Below are 20312 nucleotides of genomic sequence, written 5' to 3'. Positions count from 1 at the left end.
CGTCAAAGCAGTCCGTCCCACATCTGCTCCAGCAGCACCGACCACCAGTTCTCCGGCGAAGCCAGCGCCGCACTGTCCAGCCCCGCCAGATTCGCCTGGAAATCGACGGTCCAGCGCCCCGCCTGTTCCGGCGTCAGATGCTGACGCAGCCGCCACATGTGACCCAGCAACGCCAGGCACCGCGCGAACTGCGGCAGGCTCGAGTTCACGAACTGCGGAGGCACCGGAGCACCGCCCGGACCGCCCTCCACCGGCACCGCCACTATGTGCGCCGTCCCGTACTGCACACAGAGCGCCTTGCCGAAGTCGCTGCCGACCACGAGGTACGAGCCCGCGTCCGACGCCGGCTGCACCTGCCGCTGCGCCGCCATCTCGGCCAGCGTCGGCACCGGCTGACCCGGAACCGCCTGCGCCCAGAAGAACGGCCCGAAATCGACGGGCAGCCCCGAGAACATCAGCGTCTGCGCCACGATCTCCGGCACGCCCTGACGGGACACCGCCCGCTGGTCGAAGCGGAACACCCCCTGGGGACCGAACGCGCCCGCCAGCTCCTGCGCGATGGCCTCCAGCGGAATCGCCGGCTGGAGCGGAACCTGCGGCAGCGGCGCCCGTACCGGCGCGGGGCGCGCCGGACCGTCCGCCACCTGGTGCAGCTCGCCCTGATGCGTCAGCAGGTGCCGCATGCCCTGCTGCCGGCCCGCGTGGTCCTTGCCGTACGGGGCCACGCTGGTGATCCGCACCTGCGGCCAGGTCTCCCGGATCATCCGGGCGCAGTAACCGCCGGGCAGCTCGCAGGACTCCAGCTCCGTGTGCAGCTCCAGCACCTGCTGCGGCGGCACGTTCATGGCGCGCAGTTCGTACAGGATCTGCCACTCGGGGTGCGGGGTACCGGGCGCCGAACGGCGGATGAGCTGCTGCTCGGAGCCGTCGGGGGCACGGTAGCGGAGCACGGCCTGGTAGCCGGGCCCCACGGTGGGCGCACCGGTGGGTGCGGGCGGCTGCGCCGCGGGGACTCCGGGCGCTCCGGGCGGCGGGCCGGGAGGACCGGGCGGACGCCCCACGGGCGGACCGGCCAGCATCGTGGCGGCATGGTCCAGCCCGCCACCGGGCACACCGGGAGCGCCAGGCGCACCGGGCGCACCGGGCGCACCGGGCGGACCGGGAGGCTGGGGTACGCCGGGGCCCGCGAGCATGGTCGCGGCGTGGTGCGCCCCGCCACCGGGGGCACCGGGCGGACCGGGAGGCGCGGGCGCCTGCCCGACCACGGCCGGGCCGGCCAGCATCGTCGCGGCATGGTCCAACCCACCACCCGGAGCACCGGGCGGACCAGGAGGCGCGAGCGGCTGCCCCCCACCGGAGGAACCACCGGGCACACCCGGCGGACCGGGAGGCGCGGGCGGCTGCCCGACCACGGCCGGGCCGGCCAGCATCGTCGCGGCATGGTCCAACCCACCACCCGGAGCACCGGGCGGACCAGGAGGCGCGGGCAGCTGCCCCCCACCGGAAGAACCACCGGGCACACCCGGCGGACCGGGCGGCTGCGGGACACCGGGACCGGCCAGCATGGTGGCGGCATGGTGCGCGCCGCCGCCGGGCGTACCGGGAGCTCCGGGCGGGCCCGGAGGCGTCGCGGGCTGCCCGGCGCCCGGACCACCCGCGGGACCGCGGGGCGGGCTGACCTGGGCCTTGCTCGTCGGCGCGTCGGCGATGTCACCCGCGCGAGAGCCCGGACCCGAGCCCGGACCCCCGCCGGGGCCCGCGCCGGGGCCCGCGCCGGGGCCCGCAGCCGCGCCGGCGCCGGGGACATGCCCCAGCGCCGGGGAGACCGTCGTCTTCGGGAGCTGGCTGCCCCCGGCCATCAGCGTGGTCTTCGCCTCCGGGGCCACCCCGGACGACGGCGCGTCGTCCAGGTCCGAACCCGACAGCGGCGGCGCGAACACGGTCGCGGGCAGCGGCACGGACACGTCGTCCGCGTCGGCGTTCACATCGGTGCCGGCCCACGGCGTGGCCCCGACCGGGACCCCGTCGTTGGCGGTGGGCTCGTACGGGATCTCACCCCCGCGGCGCAGCGGCACCGCCTCAACCGGAGCCGGAGCCGGTGCGGGCGCCGGTGCGGGCGCCGGACCGGAAGCGGCCAGCGGCTCCGCCGGTACCGGAGCGGACGCTTCGGCCGGAGCGGCCTCGGCCGGAGCCGGAGCAGACGCAGCCGGAGCCGGGCGCGGCGAACCGCCCGGAATCCCCGCCCGGTCCGCGGCCTCCTGCAACCACTCCGGCGGACTGAGCATGAAGGAGGTCTGCTCGGAATCGATCCGCGGCGTCGGCACCGAAGCCTCCGCCACCGGAGCCGCCGAAGCCCCGTACTCCTCCTCGTACCGGCGGATCACCTCACCCACCGGCAGACCGGGCCACAGCGTCACCTCACCGCTGTCCCGCGCGATGACGAGGCGCTGCCGCCCGCCACCCGACACCGGACCCGCCGCACGGTCCTCCGCCCACACCACGAACCCGAGCCCGAACTCCCGTACGCGCACCTCACGGTGCTGGTACGCGGGCACGTCCCCGTTGATCCACTCCTCGGCGCGCTCCTGCGCCTGCGCAAAGGTCACCACCGCGCCGTCACCCCTCATCCGAACCGGAACGCACCACGGGAACCGACCGTGCGAATCCGCCGTCCACCATCAGACCGGCCACCGTCTCAAGCTCCGGCGGGTTTCCCGCCAACCGCTCCAGAAAGGCGTCGAAATCACCGCCGCACGGCAGCAACAGCCGCTCCACGCGCTCCTGCACCGACCAGCCGTCCTGGTCGCGCGCGTCGTCGTACGGGGAGAACCACACCGAACCGATCGCCTCGCCCCTGACCTTCAGCGCGAGCAGCCCGCCCTGCGCGAAGGCCACGCACAGGTAGTCCTTCGTCAGGTGGTCCCGCAGGCACTTGTTGACGTAGACGAGGTCGTTGACCGCCGCCTCCTCGCGCACCGTGAAGAACGGCTGGTCCACCAGCAGACCGAGGTCCACGTCCAGGCCCGCGCCCACCGGTGCGCAGCCGCCCGCCGCCTTCAGGAACGAGCGGTACGCCTCGGGCAGCCGGTAGCCGAGATCCTCCTCGACGCCCTGCACCTGCCCCTCGGACACCGAGACCACCGACTTCGGCAGCCCCATGTGCACCGGGCGCACCTCCTGCAACGGCCGCGTCCCACGCTTCTCGTGGTCCACCGGCGCCGTCACCAGCCCCGCGTGGTGCCGCAGCAGCGCCTTCACCTCGACGGGCACCAGCTCCATCCGCCGGCTGCCCGCCACGTGGTGCCAGGTCCAGCCGTGCGGAGTCGCCACCGGGCCGACCGTGTCCCACAGTTCGTGACCGACGGCCCGCATCGCCGCGTTCGCCGACACGCAGTCCGTCAGCCGCAGCTCGTCCACGCCGAAGCCCTCCGGCGGTTCGGCGATCTCCACCGCCGCGCGCGCGTACGGGGAGAAGTCGGGATACCCGCCCCCGTCGATCCGTACTCCCTGGGGATGCCGAGCGGCCCGGACCGGGTCCGGGAAATGCACGACCTGCCCCGAGTACGCGGCGTTGGGTGGCGCGGCCTGCTGCCCGAGCCGACCTGTCGTCATGGCGGTAGCCCCCTGCTGGATCTGGCTGGTTCACCACAGCCTATGTGCTCGGGCAAGGGGCTCAGCCGTCCGTGACCCGCACGCCCCCGCAAGGGCCAGGAACATCCGAATTGATACGAAAATTCGACCCCGCTTCCGCACTACAGGTGACATTTGGCAGGCTGTCCCCGCAGCACGGGGGCGTGCGCGACAGCGGCACCACCGCGGCCACGGGAGGGAAAGCGCGACATGCAGAACACGGCAACACGCACAGAACCGGCCGACACCGGCCCCGGAACCCCGGGAACGCCGGGAACGCCCGGCCCGCAGGGAACCGCCCCAGCGGCCGCCGAAGCGGGCGACCCCGCCGCCGGCCCCGTCGGCGACCCCCGCCTGCGCTGGAGCAGCACCGACGGCCGCCCCTCGGCACCCGTCCTGCGCTTCCGCCGCGACGGCATCCTCCCCACCGTCGCCGCCGCCCTCTCCGTCCGCGGCGAAACCCTCACCGGCACCGCCGGCAAAGCCGACCAGCCGCCGGCGCTCCACGCCCTCGTCCAGGACTTCCTCGACACCCTGACGAGCGGCCAGCGCGAACGTTTCACCGGCCGGTGCCCGGAAGCGATCCTGCTCTCCCGCCACCTGGCCGCCGTCGAAGGCGCCCGCAGCAAACGCGCCTCCCGCAAACCACTGACCCCCAGCGAAGCCCGCCGCTCCCTCAAGCACGCGAAGATCACCGCCCGCCGCATCCGCGAGGACGGCGACCCCCTCCACGGCAGCTACGCACCCCCCTGTCGCTCCTGCGACGCCCTCCTCGCCCACTTCGGCGTACGCTCCGTCGACCTCACCGCATCCGAGTAGCCATGACGACGACCTCAGCCTCCTACGACCGCTCCTCCGCCACCCGGTTCCCCGTGGCCGTGGACTCCGCCCTGCGCACCGCCGGCTGGGAGCCCGGCCGCTGGGACATCAAGCAGGCCGAATACTGGGCCGACGCCCTGCGCGACCACACCACCCCCGCCGGGCACCGCCACACCGTCTTCCCGGCCGCCGTCGAGGCCTGGGCGGAATTCGGCGGGCTCACCGTCACCGCCCCGGGCCCCGGCCGCCAGATAGCGCCCACCCCGGTCCGGATCGACCCCCTCACCGGACTCCACCTCGCCCGCACCTTCGCCGACCTCGGCCGCGCCCTGTCGACCCAGCTCTGCCCCCTCGGCGTCGAAGCGGACCGGGGCTCCCACCTCGCCCTGGACAGCGAAGGCCGCGTCTACGGGATCGACCACACCGGCGACTGGTACCTGGGCTCCAGCGTCGACGAGGCCCTCACCCTCCTCCTCACAGGCCTCCAGCCAACCCGCCTCACCACCGCCTAGCCCCCCGCCGAGGCGTGGGGCGGGGCCGCGCAGGAGTGTCCCCGCAGGACGAGCGCGCAACCTGGGCCGGGCACGCGTAGCCGGGGCCAAGTGCGCGAGCCGAGGAGACACTCCGGAGCGACCCCGCCCCACACCCAACGCCAAACCCAGCCCCGCCGGCACTTGAGGCGCGGGGCCCGGGGCAGCGCCCCGGCAACGGCGCCGCACACCCCGCCACGCCCCCCGCAGGGGCAAAGCCAGGGCCAAACCCAGCCCCGCCGGCGCTTGAAGCCCGGGGCCCGAGGCAGCGCCCCCGGCAACGGCGCCGCACCCACCAAGCCCCGCCACGCCCCCCGCAGGGACAAAGCCAGGGCCAAACCCAGCCCCGCCGGCGTTTGAGGCGCGGGGGTCCGGGGGCAGCGCCCCCGGCAACGGCGCCGCACCCACCAAGCCCCGCCAAGCCCCCCGCAGGGGCAAAGGCGGGTTACCCGGCCGGAAGCACCGCCGACACCCGGAAGCCCCCCGCGTCCGTAGGACCCGACACGAACACCCCGCCGAGCCCCAGCACCCGCTCCCGCATGCCGACCAGCCCGTTGCCCCCGCTCGGCAGACCCGCACCGCTCACCTCGCCGTCACAGGGCCCGTTCTCCACCTGCATCGCGACCTCCCCGTCCCGGTGCGCCAGCCGCACCACGACCCGCGCCCCCGGAGCGTGCTTGTGGCAGTTGGTCAACGCCTCCTGCACCACCCGGTACGCGGTCTGCTCCACCTCCGCCGCATACGCCGCCCCCGCCCGCGCCCCCTGCACCACCATCTCGACGACCATCCCGGCCGCCCGCGACTGCCCCACCAGAGCCTCCAGCTCATCGAGCGAGGGCCCGTCGTCGAAGGTCCCCACCAGGGCGACCGCCACGGCCGGCGCCGCGGGCCGGACGGCCCCGGCACTCCCGCCGCCCCCCGCACGCGCACCGCCCGCACCGCCGGCCCACGCCCCAGCGCCCGGCTTCGGCTTCGGAGCCGGCGACCGCAGCACCCCGAGCATCTCCCGCAGCTCCGTCAACGCCTGCCGGCCCATGTCCCCCACCAGAGCCGCGTTCTTCGCCGCCCGCGCCGGATCCTTCGCCGCGATCGCCTCCAGCGCCGCCGCGTGCACCACCATCAGCGACACCCGGTGCGCCACCACGTCGTGCATCTCCCGCGCGATCCGGGTCCGCTCCTCCGTCCGCGCCCACTCGGCCCGCTCCTCCGCCCGGTCCGCCAGCAGCGACAGCTCCCGCTCCAGCGAATCCGCCCGCTCCTGCAGGCTCTCCATGAGCCGCCGCCGCGCCCCGATGTACAGCCCGAACAGCACCGGCGGCACGGTCAGCGCCACCGCCACGAACCCGGACAGCACCACCACCAGCGTCGTATCGGCCTCCACGTCCCCGCGGGTCCGCAGGTACATCACCACGAAGGTCGCGGCCAACGACATCGAGGCCAGCGTGGCGGTGATCCGCCGGGGCACCTCGGAGGAGGCCAGCGTGTACAGGCCCACCACCCCGAGCAGGAACCCCATCGCCGCCGGGGCCACGGCGATCCCCACCAGCACCACGGCGATCGGCCAGCGCCGCCGCAGCACGAGCACGGACCCCACCACCAGCCCGAACAGCACCCCGACCGCGGTCGGCAGCCCCGCCTCGCGGGCGAAGTTAATCCCCTCCCACCCGCACTCCAGGGCCGACAGCCCGCCGAGCCCCAGGTCCCACACGGCATCGCGCCGCCGCACCCACCACAAAGGCGGCCCAGCGCGGCCTTCCACTTCCCCCGTACTGGTCATGCCGCCCAGCGTACGCAGCGCCCCCGGCGCACCGCCGCCCCGAATTCGCGCAAACCCCGGGTAGCGCGAGGGCCTTTACCGTCGCATTGAGGGCGCATGGTGCGGCATAGTAGGGACGTCCAGCTGGGACGGCAGGGCAAGATGTCCACTTTGGGCTGGGTTACTATCCCCTGTGGTGTAATTGGCAGCACTGAGGCTTTTGGTGCCTTATGTTCGGGTTCGAGTCCTGACAGGGGAGCTGAGCACGTTCGGGTCCTGACCTCAGCGGTCGGGACCCGGCTTCGTTTCCGGCCCCGGAGCCACCGGTATCCTGCACGGGTCCACCCCCGAAGCCGAAGGGCATCCCCGTGAGCGCCAACCGCCCGGCAGCCGTCGTCGTACTCGCAGCGGGTGAAGGCACCCGCATGAAGTCGGCCACTCCCAAGGTTCTGCACGAGATCTGCGGGCGCTCGCTCGTCGGTCACGTCGTCGCCGCCTCCCGCGAGCTGGACCCCGCCCACCTCGTCGTGGTCGTCGGGCATGCCCGGGAGCAGGTCACCGCGCACCTCGCCGCCGTCGACGCGGAGGTCCGCACCGCCGTCCAGTACGAGCAGAACGGCACCGGCCACGCCGTCCGCATGGCCCTCGAAGAGCTCGGCGGCGAGATCACCGGCACCGTGATCGTCGTCTGCGGTGACACCCCGCTGCTGACGGGCGAGACCCTGAGCGCCCTGGCCGCGACGCACGAGGCCGACGGCAACGCCGTCACCGTGCTCACCGCCGAGGTGCCCGACTCCACCGGCTACGGGCGCATCGTGCGCGACGCCGGCGGGGCCGTGACCGCCATCGTGGAGCACAAGGACGCCTCCGTCGCCCAGCGGGCGATCCGGGAGATCAACTCCGGGGTCTTCGCCTTCGACGGGGCGCTGCTGGCCGATGCCCTCGGCAAGGTGCGTACCGACAACAGCCAGGGCGAGGAGTACCTGACCGACGTCCTCGGCATCCTCCGCGAGTCCGGGCACCGCGTCGGCGCGGCGGTCGGCAGCGACCACCGGCAGATCCTCGGCATCAACAACCGCGTCCAGCTCGCGGAGGCCCGCGCCCTGCTGAACGCGCGCCTGCTGGAGCAGGCCATGCTCGCGGGCGTGACGGTGGTGGACCCCGCCAGTACGTTCGTGGACGTGAGCGTCACTTTCGGCCAGGACGCCCTGATCCACCCGGGGACGCAGCTGCTCGGCGCCACCCACGTGGCCGAGGGCGCCGAGGTCGGCCCCAACACCCGCCTGAAGGACACCCGGGTGGGTGCCGGGGCCCGGGTGGACAACACGGTGGCGGACAGCGCCGTGATCGGCGAGGCGGCGAGCGTCGGCCCCTTCGCGTACCTGCGTCCGGGTACTGAGCTGGGCCGGAAGGCCAAGGCCGGTACGTACGTGGAGATGAAGAACGCGAAGGTCGGCGAGGGCACCAAGGTGCCCCATCTGTCCTACGTGGGCGACGCGACGATCGGCGAGTACACGAACATCGGCGCGGCGAGCGTCTTCGTGAACTACGACGGCGAGCACAAGCACCACACGACCGTCGGCTCGCACTGCAAGACGGGGTCGGACAACATGTTTGTGGCGCCCGTCACGATCGGGGACGGGGCCTACACGGCCGCCGGGTCCGTGATCACCAAGGATGTGCCGCCCGGCGCGCTGGCCGTGGCCCGTGGCCAGCAGCGGAATATCGAGGGCTGGGTGGCCCGTAAGCGTCCCGGAAGTGCTGCCGCGACGGCGGCCCAGTCGGCGGTCCAGGTGGACCACGACGGCCGTTGAGGTGAACTGACCGGAAACAGGTACGTCCGGGACGGCGTACCGTGATAGGTGCACGCAATTCGGCTGGCTCACCGTGTGCGGGACGGACGCACATGGGGGCGAGCAGCTTTCAACACGTCTGAGGAGACAGTGCTGTGACCGGGATCAAGACGACCGGCGAGAAGAAGCTGATGCTCTTCTCCGGCCGCGCCCACCCCGAGCTGGCCGAGGAGGTCGCACACCAGTTGGGAGTCGGCCTCGTGCCGACCAAGGCTTTCGACTTCGCGAACGGTGAGATCTACGTCCGATTCCAGGAGTCGGCTCGTGGCGCGGACTGCTTCCTGATCCAGAGCCACACGGCTCCGATCAATAAGTGGATCATGGAGCAGCTGATCATGATCGACGCGCTGAAGCGCGCGTCGGCGCGCTCCATCACCGTGATCGTGCCGTCCTACGGGTATGCCCGTCAGGACAAGAAGCACAAGGGCCGCGAGCCGATCTCGGCGCGTCTGGTCGCCGATCTGCTGAAGACGGCGGGTGCGGACCGCATCCTCACGGTGGACCTGCACACGGACCAGATCCAGGGCTTCTTCGACGGCCCGGTGGACCACCTTTCGGCTCTGTCGGTCCTGGCGGACTACGTGGGCGCCAAGGTGGACCGTACGAAGCTGACGATCGTGTCCCCGGACGCCGGCCGTGTGCGCGTGGCCGACCGCTGGTGCGACCGCCTGGACGCGCCGCTGGCGATCGTCCACAAGCGCCGCGACAAGGACGTCGCCAATCAGGTGACCGTCCACGAGGTCGTCGGTGAGGTCCGTGGCCGTGTCTGCGTGCTGGTCGACGACATGATCGACACCGGTGGCACCATCTGTGCGGCGGCCGACGCGCTGTTCGCGCACGGTGCAGAGGACGTCATCGTGACGGCGACGCACGGCATCCTGTCGGGTCCGGCGGCCGACCGTCTGAAGAACTCCAAGGTCAGCGAGTTCGTGTTCACGAACACCCTGCCGGATCCGTCGGACCTGGAGCTCGACAAGATCACGGTGCTGTCGATCGCCCCGATGATCGCGCGCGCGGTGCGCGAGGTCTTCGAGGACGGTTCGGTGACGAGCCTCTTCGAGGAGCAGCAGTAACCGCTAGGCGCTAGATCCTTTTGGGCGCGGCCTCCCGCTCCGGGTACACTCCATGAGTTGCTCGGCGAGGGAGGCCGTACCTGTTTTCGGGTGCGGATGCTCCGTTATCGACGCGCTCTTCGTAGCAGGCCGTTTCGGCCGGGTGACTTCCGTCCATTTCCGTCACCCCACGAGGAGTGAGCATGTCCGAGATCAAGCTTGCCGCCAAGGTCCGCACCGCATTCGGCAAGGGTTCTGCCCGTCAGGCCCGTCGTGACGCCCTGACCCCCGCCGTCATCTACGGCCACGGCACCGACCCGAAGCACGTCAACGTGGACGCCCACGCGCTGCAGCTGGCGCTCCGTACCCCGAACGTCCTGATCTCCCTGGACATCGAGGGCGACGCCGCCGAGCTGGTCATCCCGAAGGCCGTGCAGAAGCACCCGCTGAAGCGTTCGATCTCCCACGTCGACTTCCTGATCGTCAAGAAGGGCGAGAAGGTCACCGTCGACGTCGCGATCGTCACCGAGGGCGAGCTGGCCGTCGGCGGCAACATGCTGGAGACCCTCCAGAACACCATCTCCGTCGAGGCCGAGGCCACGCACATCCCGACCGAGGTCACCGTCTCCATCGCGGGCCTCGAGGCCGGCGCCACCATCCACGCCAAGGACCTGGTCCTCCCGGCGGGCACCACCCTGGCCGTCGACGGTGACATCGCCGTCCTCCAGGTCGTCGCCCCGCAGGCCGAGGAGCCGGCCGCCGAGGCCGCCGAGGGCACCGAGGCCTGAGCCTCGCCCTCACCCCTCAGCAGTTGCTGACCGACCGCCGTCCGGCTCCACTGGAGCGGGACGGCGGTCGTCTTCGTATAAGGAGCTCTTGATGTCGGACGACGCGGCACCCTGGCTGATCGTCGGCCTCGGCAACCCCGGACCGGAGTACGCGGGCAACCGCCACAACATCGGTTTCATGGTGGCCGACCTGTTGGCGGACCGGATCCGCGGGAAGTTCAAGGCGCACAAGGCGCGGGCGCAGGTGGTCGAGGGCCGGATGGGCCCGCCGGGGCCGGCGAACCGTCGGGTGGTGCTGGCCAAGCCGATGACGTACATGAACCTGTCGGGCGGTCCTGTGACGGCGCTGCGGGACTTCTACAAGGTGCCGCTTGAACGGGTCGTGGCGATCCACGACGAGCTGGACATCGACTATCCGACGTTGCGGCTGAAGCTGGGCGGCGGGGACAACGGGCACAACGGGCTGAAGTCGATGACGAAGTCGATGGGTGCGGACTACCACCGGGTGCGTTGCGGTATCGGCCGGCCGCCGGGGCGGATGCAGGTCGCGGACTTCGTGCTGAAGGACTTCTCGTCGACGGAGCGCAAGGAGCTGGACTGGTTCGTGGACCGGGCGGCCGACTCCGTGGAGTGCCTGATCCAGGAGGGTCTGGAGCGCGCGCAGTCGACGTACAACTCCTGACGGCTACAGCTCGTCGAGCCCGTCGAAGTCGATTTCGGCGGCGAAGGGTCGGTCGACGCTGAACGGCTTGGTGTGGATCCCCTGGCAGACGTAGGCACGTGTGTGGGGGTCCAGCTCATAGAGGTACACGACCGGTTCGATCGCTTCGTCGCCTTCGATCTTGACGATCCAGTAGTTCGGGATGCCGGCAGCAGCATATTTGTGCAGCTTGGTTTTGGTGTCCCGGGCTTCGGACTCGGGCGAGACCACCTCGACTGCGAGCAGGACGTCGGCGGCGTAGAAGTGGGTCTGCATGGGGCTCGTGCAGGCTTCTCGCCGCACGACCGAGATGTCCGGCTCGGGCCCGTTGCGCTTGTCGATCACCACGGTCATCTCACGGGCGACCTTCACTTGCCGGGGGGCGGTGACCCGCAGCCGGGTGGCAAGAAAGTCGATGAGATCAGAGTGGATGAAGCGTTGCGGACTCACGAAGACCAGGCTCCCGTCGATCAGCTCGGTGTGTCGCGGGAGATCCGGCAGCGTCAGCAGGTCGTCCACCGTGTACCCGTCCAACGGCGGCCTAGACCAGTCGTGTACGGGCTCGGCGGTCATGGTTGCTCCCATGGACGGGATTGTGGTCCTGGAGACCCACCGTAGCGCCGGGTATCCGTGTCCGTCATCACAACGGGTGACGGACACGGATACGGGCGGCATCAGCCGGTGTTGCGCAGGCCTGCGGCGACGCCGTTGACGGTGAGCAGCAGGGCGCGGGCGAGGAGCGGGTCGGGCTCCTCGCCGCGGGCAGCGGCGGAGCGCTGGCGGGCGAGGAGGGAGACCTGGAGGTAGGAGATGGGGTCCAGGTAGGCGTCGCGGACGGCGAAGGTCTGCTGGAGCACCGGGTGGGAGTCCAGGAGCTTGTCGCCGCCGGTGATCCGCAGGACCTCGCGGACGGTGAGCTCGTGCTCGGCCTCGATGCGGGCGAAGACGTGCTTGAGGTGGTCGGGCACGAGGGTGTCGACGTAGTGGCGGGCGATCCGCAGGTCGGTCTTGGCCAGCGTCATCTCGACGTTGGACAGGAAGTTGCGGAAGAAGTGCCAGCGCTCGCCCATCTCGGTGAGGACGTCCTGCTGGCCGGCCTCGCGCAGGGCCTTGAGGCCGGAGCCGACTCCGTACCAGCCGGGGACGATCTGGCGGGACTGGGTCCAGCCGAAGACCCACGGGATGGCGCGCAGGCCGTCGAGTCCGGCGCCGGAGTCGGGGCGGCGCGAGGGGCGCGAGCCCAGGTGCAGGTCGGCGAGCTGGTCGACGGGGGTGGCGGCGAAGAAGTACGCCGGCAGGTCCGGGTCCTCGACGAGTGCCCGGTAGGCGCCGTGCGCGGCGTCGGAGACGGTGTCCATGGCCGCGTCCCAGCGGGCGAGGGCCTCGTCGGACTGGCGGGGCGCGGTGTGCAGGGCGGAGGCCTGCAGGGTGGCCGCGACGGTCAGTTCGAGGTTCTCGCGGGCGAGCGAGGGGACGAGGTACTTGTCGGAGATGACCTCGCCCTGTTCGGTGACCTTGATCTCGCCTTCGAGAGTGCCCCAGGGCTGGGCGAGGATCGCGTCGTGGGAGGGGCCGCCACCGCGGCCGACGGTGCCGCCGCGGCCGTGGAAGAGGCGCAGGCGCACGCCGTAGCGGTGGGCGACGTCGCGCAGCCGGCGCTGGGCGCGGTGGATCTCCCACTGGGAGGTGGTGATGCCGCCGAACTTGGAGGAGTCGGAGTAGCCGAGCATGACCTCCTGGACGTCGCCGCGCAGGGAGACCAGGCGCCGGTAGGAGGGGTCGGCGAGCATCTCGTCGAGGATGACGTCGGCGGCGCGCAGCTCGTCGGTGGTCTCCAGGAGCGGGACGATGCCGATCTTGGCCCAGCCTGCGTGGAGGTCGATGAGTCCGGCCTCGCGGGCGAGGACGGCGGCGGCGAAGACGTCGTCGGCGCCCTGGCACATCGAGATGATGTAGGACTCGATGACCTCGGGGCCGAACTTCTCGAAGGCGTCCTTGATCGCGGAGAAGACGCCGAGGGTCTTCTGTCCGGCGGCATCGAGCGGGGCCGGGGTGGGCGCCAGCGGGCGGCGGGAGCGGAGTTCCTTGGCGAGGAGCTTGCCGCGGTAGTCGCGGGGCATGTCGGCGTAGCGCCAGGACTCCTCGCCGAGCCGGTCGAAGAGCTGGCCGAGCGCGTGGTGGTGGGCGTCGGCGTGCTCGCGCACGTCCATCGTGGCGAGCTGGAGGCCGAAGGCGGCCAGCGTGCGGATGGTGCGGTCCATGCGGCCGTCGGCGAAGAGGGCGCCGCGGTGTTCGCGCAGGGAGGTCTGGATGAGGGTGAGGTCGGTGAGGAGCTCGGCGGTGCCGAGGTAGTCGCGGCCTTCCTCGTGCGGGATGCCCTTGGCGAGGCGCTCGCGGGTGTTGAGGAGCTTCTGCCGGATGCAGGTGGCCTTGAGGCGGTACGGCTCCTCGGCGTTCAGCCGCTTGTAGCGGGGGCTGATCTCGGGGAGGCGTTCCAGGTCGGCCTGGAGGGAGGCGAGGAGTTCCTCGGTGGCTCCGGTGTAGCGGATGGAGTTCGAGAGCAGTCCGCGCAGGAAGTCGATCAGTTCCAGAGCGTCGGTGATGCCGTGCTCGTGCTGGAGGATCAGGACGTCGCGGGTGACCTCGGGCGTGACGTTGGGATTGCCGTCGCGGTCGCCGCCGATCCAGGTGCCGAAGGTGAGCGGGCGGGTGCCGGCGGGCAGCTCGACGCCGACGCGCTGGAGCTCGGCGGCGAGGTCCTCGAGTACGTCGCCGACCGCGCCGGCGTGCAGTTCGTCGAGGTAGTAGATGGCGTTCCGGGCCTCGTCGGCCGGTTCGGGGCGGACCACGCGCAGTTCGTCGGTCTGCCAGACGAGGTCGATGTTCTCGGCGAGGCGCAGGTCGTGGCGGCGGCGGTCGCCGGCGCCCGTGACGGGCTCCTCCAGCAGCGCGGCGATCCGGCGCAGCTTGTTGAGGACGCTGCGGCGGGCCGCCTCGGTGGGGTGCGCGGTGAAGACCGGGCGGACGTTGAGGTTGCGGACCGTCTCGCGCAGGTGCTCGGGGTCGGCGTCCTTGAGCATGTCCGCGGTGCGGGCGAGGAGGCCGCCTTCGGCCGCGCGGTGGGCGCGCAGCTCCTTGCCGCGGTGCACCTGCTCGGTGACGTTGGCGAGGTGGAAGTAGGTGGAGAAGGCGCGCACGAGCTTGGCGGCCGTCTCGAGGTCGGTGTCGCCGAGAAGCGTGGCGGCGGCCTCGCCGTCGGTGCGGGTGAGGGCGCGGACGCGTTCGACGAGGTCGAGGAGGTCCTGGCCCTCCTGGCGTACGAGGGTCTCGCCGAGGAGGTCACCGAGGCGGCGGATGTCCGCGCGCAGCTCTGCGTTGGCGGTGGCGGCCGAGGTGACGGGGGCGGCCTGCTGGGCGGCCTGGGGGGCCTGGTCAGCACTGCTCACAGGTGCGGCTCCTTGCAGTGTTCGAGCGCTACTGGGCGGTGGGCACCCGATCGCGCGCAGCTCTGCTGCTCCTGATGCGCAGCTCGGGCTGCCCGTGCGGACCGCGCTGTCCGACGACACCAGGATAGGTGTCCGAGCCGTGTGCCTGGGCAAATGTGTCAGCTGGTGGTCGCGAACGGCTCGCGGCCGGGCCGTGGGGCCGCGTCCGCCTGCCCGGCGGGATCAAGACGGGGCGTTAATGGCCTGCGAGCCCTGGGCTTCCGCGGAACGCTTTTCCTGGCAGTTACTCCTACCCTTATTCCATTATTGGAACTATGATCGCGGGCAGACCGACCAAGGAATGAGACTCGTGTATCGAACCATGATGAAGTCGAAAATTCATCGGGCAACAGTGACGCAGGCAGACCTGCACTACGTGGGGTCACTCACCATCGACGCCAACTTGATGGAGTCGGCAAATCTGCTCCCCGGGGAGCGCGTCGACATAGTCGACATCGATAATGGTGCCCGTCTTTCCACCTATGTCATCGAGGGTCCTCGGAATTCCGGGATCATCGGAATCAACGGGGCCGCCGCCCGCCTCATCAGCCCCGGGGACCTGGTCATCATCATCGCGTACGCAATGGTGGGCGACGAGCAAGCCGCCTCCCTGGAGCCGCGGGTCGTCTTCGTGGACCAGGAGAACAGAGTGGTCAGTCTCGGCGCCGACCCGGCCGACGTGCCCGCCGGTTCGGAGCTGAAGCGCGGAGACATGATCGACGCGTGACGAGCCCCGGGCAGCGGTCGCAGAGGGCGTCCCGCCCGCGGCCGTTGTCCGGGGTGGTCCCGGTCGCCGGGAGGACCCGCTATCCGGCCCGCAGGACCGCGTGGTCCCGCTCCGTACGCAGGACGGCTGTCAGGGCGGCGTTCACCACGGCCGGTTCCTCGAGGTAGCCGATGTGACCACAGCCGTCGAGCACCTGGAACGTCGCCCCCGGGATGGCGTCCGCGATCTCCCGGCCCCTGGCCGGCGGCGCCAGCACGTCGTCGGAGAAGCTGATCACGTGGCACGGCACCCGGACGCCGCGGTAGGCCGCGAGCCGGTCGGGCATAGGGTAGAGACCGCGCTGGGCCCGGACGGCGGCCTCGGCCGGCGCTGCGAGTTCGTAGAGGTCGAGCCAGTCGGCGGTGCGCAGGTCGTCGGTGCGGGTGCTCAGGGAGAGCTGCTGGAGCACCTGCACCACCGCCCGGTAGCGCGGGGGCAGCTCGATCCCGAGCTCGTCCAGTTCCCGCTCGGCGAGGACCAGTGCCGTACTCATCGCGTCACTGCGGCCGCGGGCCGCCATGAGGACGAGTCCGCTCACCAGTTCCGGCCGGGCGAGCGCGAGCTCGGCGGCGATGCGCGCGCCCAGTGAGGTTCCGACGACCGAGCACGGCCCTGCGTCCAGGTGCTCGATGAGCGCGGCCACGTCCGCCACCATGTCGTCGATGGTGAAGTCCGCGGGCGCCCCTCCTCCCTGGGACAACCCCCGGTTGTCGAAGGTGATGACCCGGTGACCCGCGGCGACCAGCGCCGGCACCTGATGGAGGTGCCACACCCTTCCGGTGCCGCCCGATCCCATGATGAGAACCACCGGGGAGCCGCTTCCGACGTCCTGGTAATTCACCCTGAATCCGTCACGAACGACTACGGGCATGAACCCTCCTCGGTCCCTGTTCAGCAACAATCGCGCCTGGGTTAAACACTTTCATTTCCAGCTGATGGTGTTGTGTGATGTATTCGCTCGCACCATCGCGAGGAAAATCCGAAAGGACGCACCCATGACACCCGGAACCACCGAGCTGTCCACCCGGGAACTCCCGGACAGTATCGAAACCGGAATTCCCGTCGTCACGGTGGCCGCGGCGAACGCGCTGGACCGGCTTGCGGAAAGCGCGGCGGAACTCCGCGCGACCGCCCTGGAAAGAGGCGCGGTCCTGGTGCGGGGGCTGGACATACGCACGCACGAGCACGCCGCCGCGGCGAGCCGCGCGCTCACCTCCGAGCTCATGCGGGAGGTCGAAGGGTTCGCGCCGCGCCAAGCACTCCCCGGCGGGGTCTACTCGTCCACGGAGTGGCCGCCCGACCAGCCCATGTGCATGCACCACGAGCTGACCAGCGCACCCCGCCATCCGCAGTGGATGATCTTCTCCTGCCTGAGCGCGGGCACCACGGGTGGAGCGGTGTCCCTCGCGGACGCCTCGAAGGTCCTCGACGATCTCCCGGCCGAGATCCTGGAGCCCTTCGCCCAGGACGGCTGGCAGCTCGTACGCAACTACGACCAGCTGGTCGGCCTCTCCTCCGCGGCGGCCTTCGGCACCGACGACCCCGCGGCCGTCGACGCGTACTGCCGCCTCCACGGCATCGGGTTCAGCCGTTCTCCGGGCGGCGGCCTGCACACCCGCCAGACGCTGCCCGCCGTGGTCACGCACCCGGTGACCGGTCGGCGGTGCTGGTTCAACCAGATCGCGTTCCTCAACGAGTGGACCATGGATCCGGCCGTCCGTGAATTCCTCGTGAGCGAGTTCGGGGCCGAGGGACTGCCCTTCAACACGCTGTTCGCAGACGGAACCCCGCTCACCCCCGCCATCGTCGAGACGATCAACGCGGTGTACGACCGTCATGCCATGCGGGTGCCGCTGCGCGACGGCGACCTGCTGCTGGTGGACAACATCGGTACCTCGCACAGCCGTGAGCCCTACGGCGGCGAGCGCGAGATGGTCGTGGCCCTGGGAGACCCCCTGCCGCGGCTGCACGGTTAGCGGTCGAGGTCCGGGGCGGACGGCACACGGCGCCGTCCGCCCCGGACGCCTCGGCGGCCGGCTCACGCGTACGGCCCGAAGCTCAGCGTCTGGTACGTGGTCACGTTGCCCGCCAGGACGGCGCAGGCCCGGACCGCCCGTACGAGCTTGCGGCTCCGCTCCGGGTCGGCGTTGTCGATCAGGATGCCGAGCGAGGTCCCGCTGTGCGCGGCGACGACACCGAGGCCCCCGATGTCCTCACACAACGCGATCATGGACTCCAGGGTCCGCTTGGGGCGCAGGACCTGGTTCATCTGCGCGCTCCGGGTCGCGACGGCGCCCACCTCCGCCAGGTCCCCGGCGTGCACCGCGTCGGCCAGCCGCGAGAGCAGGCGCCCGTACTCGCGGTGTTCGACGGCGGAGAACGGCTTGGGCAGGCGGTTGAACTCGACCGTGTCGACCATGCCCCCCTCGTCGATCCCTACGACGGTCATCGGGCGCAGGAGACCGAGGCGGCGCAGCAGCCGGACCTGTCGGTGGTGGAAGGCGACGATGCCCTCGTACAGCACTCCGTCGGTCGGTTCGATCCTGCGCAGGTAGGACTCGATCCGCTCCGGCGGCATGGCGATGCCGAGTGCGTTGCCCGCTGCCCGCGCGGTGGCCACCAGATCGGCGGAGGAGCTGGCGAGACCCTTGCCCTCCGGCAGCGTGCTGTCCAGGGTGAGGACTCCCCCTGTGGGTACGGGCACGTCCTCCAGGATCATCGACAGCAGGCGGCCGGCCTTGTGCTTGTGCCCCGGGAGGACCCGCACCGCGCTGTTGCCGGGATCGGTGCGGAACGTCGCAACCGTCCAGCGCGCGATGGGCAGCGTCACCAGGAAGTCCCCCTCTGGGCCCGGCAGGACGCCCTGGAGCAGCTCACCGAACGTACCGAAGGCGGTGCTGACACCGGTCATCGTCCCCTGCCGGTCGGCGACACAGGCAGCCGACGGGTTCGCCGTCGTCCCGGACATGGAGCCGGCAAGGGCATCAGCGGTCATGGCAGGGCTCCTGGCGAGGTCGCGTACATACGGGGCGCCGTGGCCCCGTCCGGTGGGCGTGAGAACTTCGCCGGGTGTCGGTTCTGCCCCCGGCTCGTGAACCGGGCGTCCGGTGCCGTGCCGTGCTGTGCGCACGGCTTCCCCGCCGGGTTCGCGGGGGCGGCGGCGCTCTCCTTGAGAGACGGTGCCAAGGGACCGCCGACCGTGTCAACGATCTCCATCCCTCTCGCAAAGTCCCTGATCGCTGGCATGCTCGTGACCTCCCCAAACCCGGTCCACGGGCTGGTCTATAGGGTCGGGCGGGTGATGTGGGAGAGCGAGATCGATGAAGAGGGTGCGCGGAAGAACCCGTCCGGACCCGCCCCGACGTTGAGGACGGTGCTGCGCGACGTGGCCCTGTGGGCGGTGCTCACCACGGCTGGCGTCGTCGGCTTCCCGGACACGGAACGGCCCTCCGTCGCCCAGGGTCTGGTCCTTCCCGCGGTCGTGCTCGCCGTGGCCGTCCCGGCGAGCCGCCGGTGGCCGGGGGCAGCGGTGTTCGCCGTCAACGGGCTGTGTGCCGCGGGTCTGGCGAACGGGTCCAGCCCCGGGAACGCGTACGCGCTGGCGCTGGCCGTGATGACCTACCTGATGGGTGTCCGCGGCGGTTCGCGGTTCAATCCGCTCCTGGTGCTCGCCGCCTGCCTGACCGTGGACTTCGCGGTCTGTGCGGTACTGGGCGTCGGCGCCGTGTGGTGGTTCTACACCATTTCCATGCTGCCGCTGGCTCTGCTGCTGCCCTGGCTCGTCGGCCGGTACCAGCAGGCCCGGTTGGCGCTGGTCCGCGGTGGCTGGCGGCTGGCACGGAGCCTGGAGGAGCAGCAGCGCTTCACGGCGGTGCAGGCGCGACTGCGCGAACGGACCGAAATCGCCTCCGACATGCACGACTCCCTCGGGCACGTGCTCAGCCTCATCGCCCTGCGGGCGGGCGCGCTGGAACTCTCGCCGACGCTGAGCGAGCAGGACCGCGACGACGTGGCCGAGTTGCGCAGGACCGTGTCGGAGGCCGTGGACGCGCTGCGCGAGACGGTGACCGTCCTGCGCGACGACAGGGAGACGGGCCCGAAGGAGTCGACGGTCGAGTCCGTGGAAGAGCTCCTGGACCGGGCGGCCGCCTCCGGCATGGCCGTGACGCTGGAGCGCTCCGGGGAGAGTCCCGCACTGTCCCCGCTGATCGGGCACGCCGTGTACCGCGTGGTGCAGGAAGCGCTGACCAACGCCACGAAGCACGCCCCGGGCAGCGCCGTCCACGTACTGATCTCCCACGAGAACGGGCTCACCGAGACGAGGGTGACCAACTCGGCTCCGCCCGCCGGTCCGCTGCCGGGGGCGATCTCCGGCAACCGGGGGCTGGAGGGGCTGCGCGAGCGGGTGACCGCGCTGCGCGGTGTGCTGGTGGCCCAACCGTTCGAAGGAGGGTTCCGGGTGACCGCCCGGATGCCCGACCGGGTGGGCGCGACACCGCCGGACCAGGCCGTGCAGGAGACGCCGCCGCCCCCCGGCGCGGAGTCGGACCGCCGGCTGGGGGACGCCCGGCGTACCGCCTGGCTGCGGTTCGCGGTGGCGTTCGCCCTGCCCGCGGCGGCCGCCCTCAGCGTGCTGCCGACCGCCGCCTACCTCGCCTACCAGTTGTCCTCGTCGGTGCTGCGCCCCACGGACTATTCGGCCATAGAGGTCGGTCAGCAGCGCACCGAGTTCACCGGACGGCTGCCGCACCAGGAGTACCGCTACCCGTCCGACAGCGTCCGGTCGGCCCCCCGGGTTCCCGGCACGTCCTGCGCGTTCTACCGGTCGAACGGGAACGTCCTGGACCAGGTGGACATCTACCGGCTGTGCTACTCCGGTGAGCGCCTGGTCTCGAAGGACGTGCTGCCCGGGGGGCCGAGCGCCTCCTGAGCC

The 20312-nt window shown here is 71.5% G+C and carries 16 protein-coding genes and 1 tRNA gene; 10 read left to right on the top strand and 7 right to left on the bottom strand.

Annotated elements, in window-relative coordinates; all coding sequences use genetic code 11:
- Positions 1-2: 2 nt before the first annotated feature.
- Both OG447_RS11015 and OG447_RS11010 read right to left on the bottom strand, forming a co-directional pair.
- Entirely contained in the window at positions 3-2609 is a 2607-nt protein-coding gene (locus OG447_RS11015; protein ID WP_266936306.1) for an SUKH-4 family immunity protein, read from the bottom strand.
- Between the two features lie 7 nt (positions 2610-2616).
- Positions 2617-3612 carry an SMI1/KNR4 family protein gene (locus tag OG447_RS11010; RefSeq protein ID WP_266936305.1) on the bottom strand — a complete coding sequence of 332 codons (996 nt, stop codon included), beginning with the start codon at positions 3610-3612 and terminating at the stop codon, positions 2617-2619.
- Positions 3613-3840: 228 nt separating this feature from the next.
- On the opposite strand from OG447_RS11010, the gene OG447_RS11005 reads away from it, so the two are divergent.
- Entirely contained in the window at positions 3841-4449 is a 609-nt protein-coding gene (locus OG447_RS11005; RefSeq protein ID WP_266936304.1) for a YwqJ-related putative deaminase, read from the top strand.
- Positions 4450-4451: 2 nt separating this feature from the next.
- A complete protein-coding gene (locus OG447_RS11000) occupies positions 4452-4961 on the top strand; it encodes an SUKH-3 domain-containing protein (RefSeq protein WP_266936303.1) in 510 nt (169 codons plus the stop codon).
- Positions 4962-5424: 463 nt separating this feature from the next.
- Here OG447_RS11000 and OG447_RS10995 read toward each other — a convergent pair whose 3' ends face one another.
- Entirely contained in the window at positions 5425-6756 is a 1332-nt protein-coding gene (locus OG447_RS10995) for a histidine kinase (protein WP_266936302.1), read from the bottom strand.
- A 166-nt stretch (positions 6757-6922) separates the two neighbouring features.
- Between OG447_RS10995 and OG447_RS10990 the strand changes: the two genes are divergently transcribed.
- From OG447_RS10990 to pth, 5 genes are all read left to right on the top strand, one after another.
- Positions 6923-6994: transfer RNA gene (locus OG447_RS10990), tRNA-Gln, on the top strand.
- A gap of 109 nt (positions 6995-7103) precedes the next feature.
- Positions 7104-8549, top strand: a complete 1446-nt coding sequence (glmU, locus tag OG447_RS10985) for a bifunctional UDP-N-acetylglucosamine diphosphorylase/glucosamine-1-phosphate N-acetyltransferase GlmU (protein ID WP_266936301.1) — start codon at positions 7104-7106, stop codon at positions 8547-8549.
- 134 nt (positions 8550-8683) lie between these two features.
- Positions 8684-9661 (top strand): ribose-phosphate diphosphokinase, encoded by a 978-nt coding sequence (locus tag OG447_RS10980; protein WP_031138975.1) that lies wholly within the window; start codon positions 8684-8686, stop codon positions 9659-9661.
- 182 nt (positions 9662-9843) lie between these two features.
- Complete coding sequence (locus OG447_RS10975) at positions 9844-10428, top strand: 50S ribosomal protein L25/general stress protein Ctc (RefSeq protein ID WP_266936300.1); 585 nt, start codon at positions 9844-9846, stop codon at positions 10426-10428.
- Positions 10429-10519: 91 nt separating this feature from the next.
- Positions 10520-11110, top strand: a complete 591-nt coding sequence (gene pth, locus OG447_RS10970) for an aminoacyl-tRNA hydrolase (RefSeq protein ID WP_266936299.1) — start codon at positions 10520-10522, stop codon at positions 11108-11110.
- A 3-nt stretch (positions 11111-11113) separates the two neighbouring features.
- On the opposite strand, the gene OG447_RS10965 is transcribed toward pth, so the two are convergent.
- Both OG447_RS10965 and ppc read right to left on the bottom strand, forming a co-directional pair.
- Positions 11114-11701 carry a Uma2 family endonuclease gene (locus tag OG447_RS10965; protein ID WP_266936298.1) on the bottom strand — a complete coding sequence of 196 codons (588 nt, stop codon included), beginning with the start codon at positions 11699-11701 and terminating at the stop codon, positions 11114-11116.
- A 101-nt stretch (positions 11702-11802) separates the two neighbouring features.
- Entirely contained in the window at positions 11803-14496 is a 2694-nt protein-coding gene (ppc, locus tag OG447_RS10960; protein ID WP_266938827.1) for a phosphoenolpyruvate carboxylase, read from the bottom strand.
- A gap of 427 nt (positions 14497-14923) precedes the next feature.
- Between ppc and panD the strand changes: the two genes are divergently transcribed.
- On the top strand, positions 14924-15340 hold the full coding sequence (gene panD, locus OG447_RS10955; protein ID WP_266936297.1) for an aspartate 1-decarboxylase: 417 nt from the start codon (positions 14924-14926) through the stop codon (positions 15338-15340).
- 79 nt (positions 15341-15419) lie between these two features.
- Here the strand turns inward: panD and OG447_RS10950 are convergent, their stop codons facing one another.
- On the bottom strand, positions 15420-16250 hold the full coding sequence (locus OG447_RS10950) for an alpha/beta fold hydrolase (protein ID WP_266936296.1): 831 nt from the start codon (positions 16248-16250) through the stop codon (positions 15420-15422).
- Between the two features lie 124 nt (positions 16251-16374).
- Between OG447_RS10950 and OG447_RS10945 the strand changes: the two genes are divergently transcribed.
- On the top strand, positions 16375-17355 hold the full coding sequence (locus OG447_RS10945) for a TauD/TfdA family dioxygenase (RefSeq protein ID WP_266936295.1): 981 nt from the start codon (positions 16375-16377) through the stop codon (positions 17353-17355).
- A 62-nt stretch (positions 17356-17417) separates the two neighbouring features.
- On the opposite strand, the gene OG447_RS10940 is transcribed toward OG447_RS10945, so the two are convergent.
- Positions 17418-18374, bottom strand: coding sequence for a kinase (locus OG447_RS10940; protein WP_323181751.1), 957 nt, complete (start codon positions 18372-18374; stop codon positions 17418-17420).
- Positions 18375-18623: 249 nt separating this feature from the next.
- Here OG447_RS10940 and OG447_RS10935 point away from each other — a divergent pair, with 249 nt between their 5' ends.
- Positions 18624-20309 carry a sensor histidine kinase gene (locus OG447_RS10935; RefSeq protein ID WP_266936294.1) on the top strand — a complete coding sequence of 562 codons (1686 nt, stop codon included), beginning with the start codon at positions 18624-18626 and terminating at the stop codon, positions 20307-20309.
- Positions 20310-20312 lie beyond the last annotated feature (3 nt).

Origin of the sequence: Streptomyces sp. NBC_01408 (assembly GCF_026340255.1) — a bacterium.
Lineage (GTDB): Bacteria > Actinomycetota > Actinomycetes > Streptomycetales > Streptomycetaceae > Streptomyces.
The sequence above is the reverse complement of the archived record's forward strand: the minus strand, read 5'-3'. Positions and strand labels throughout refer to the sequence as shown.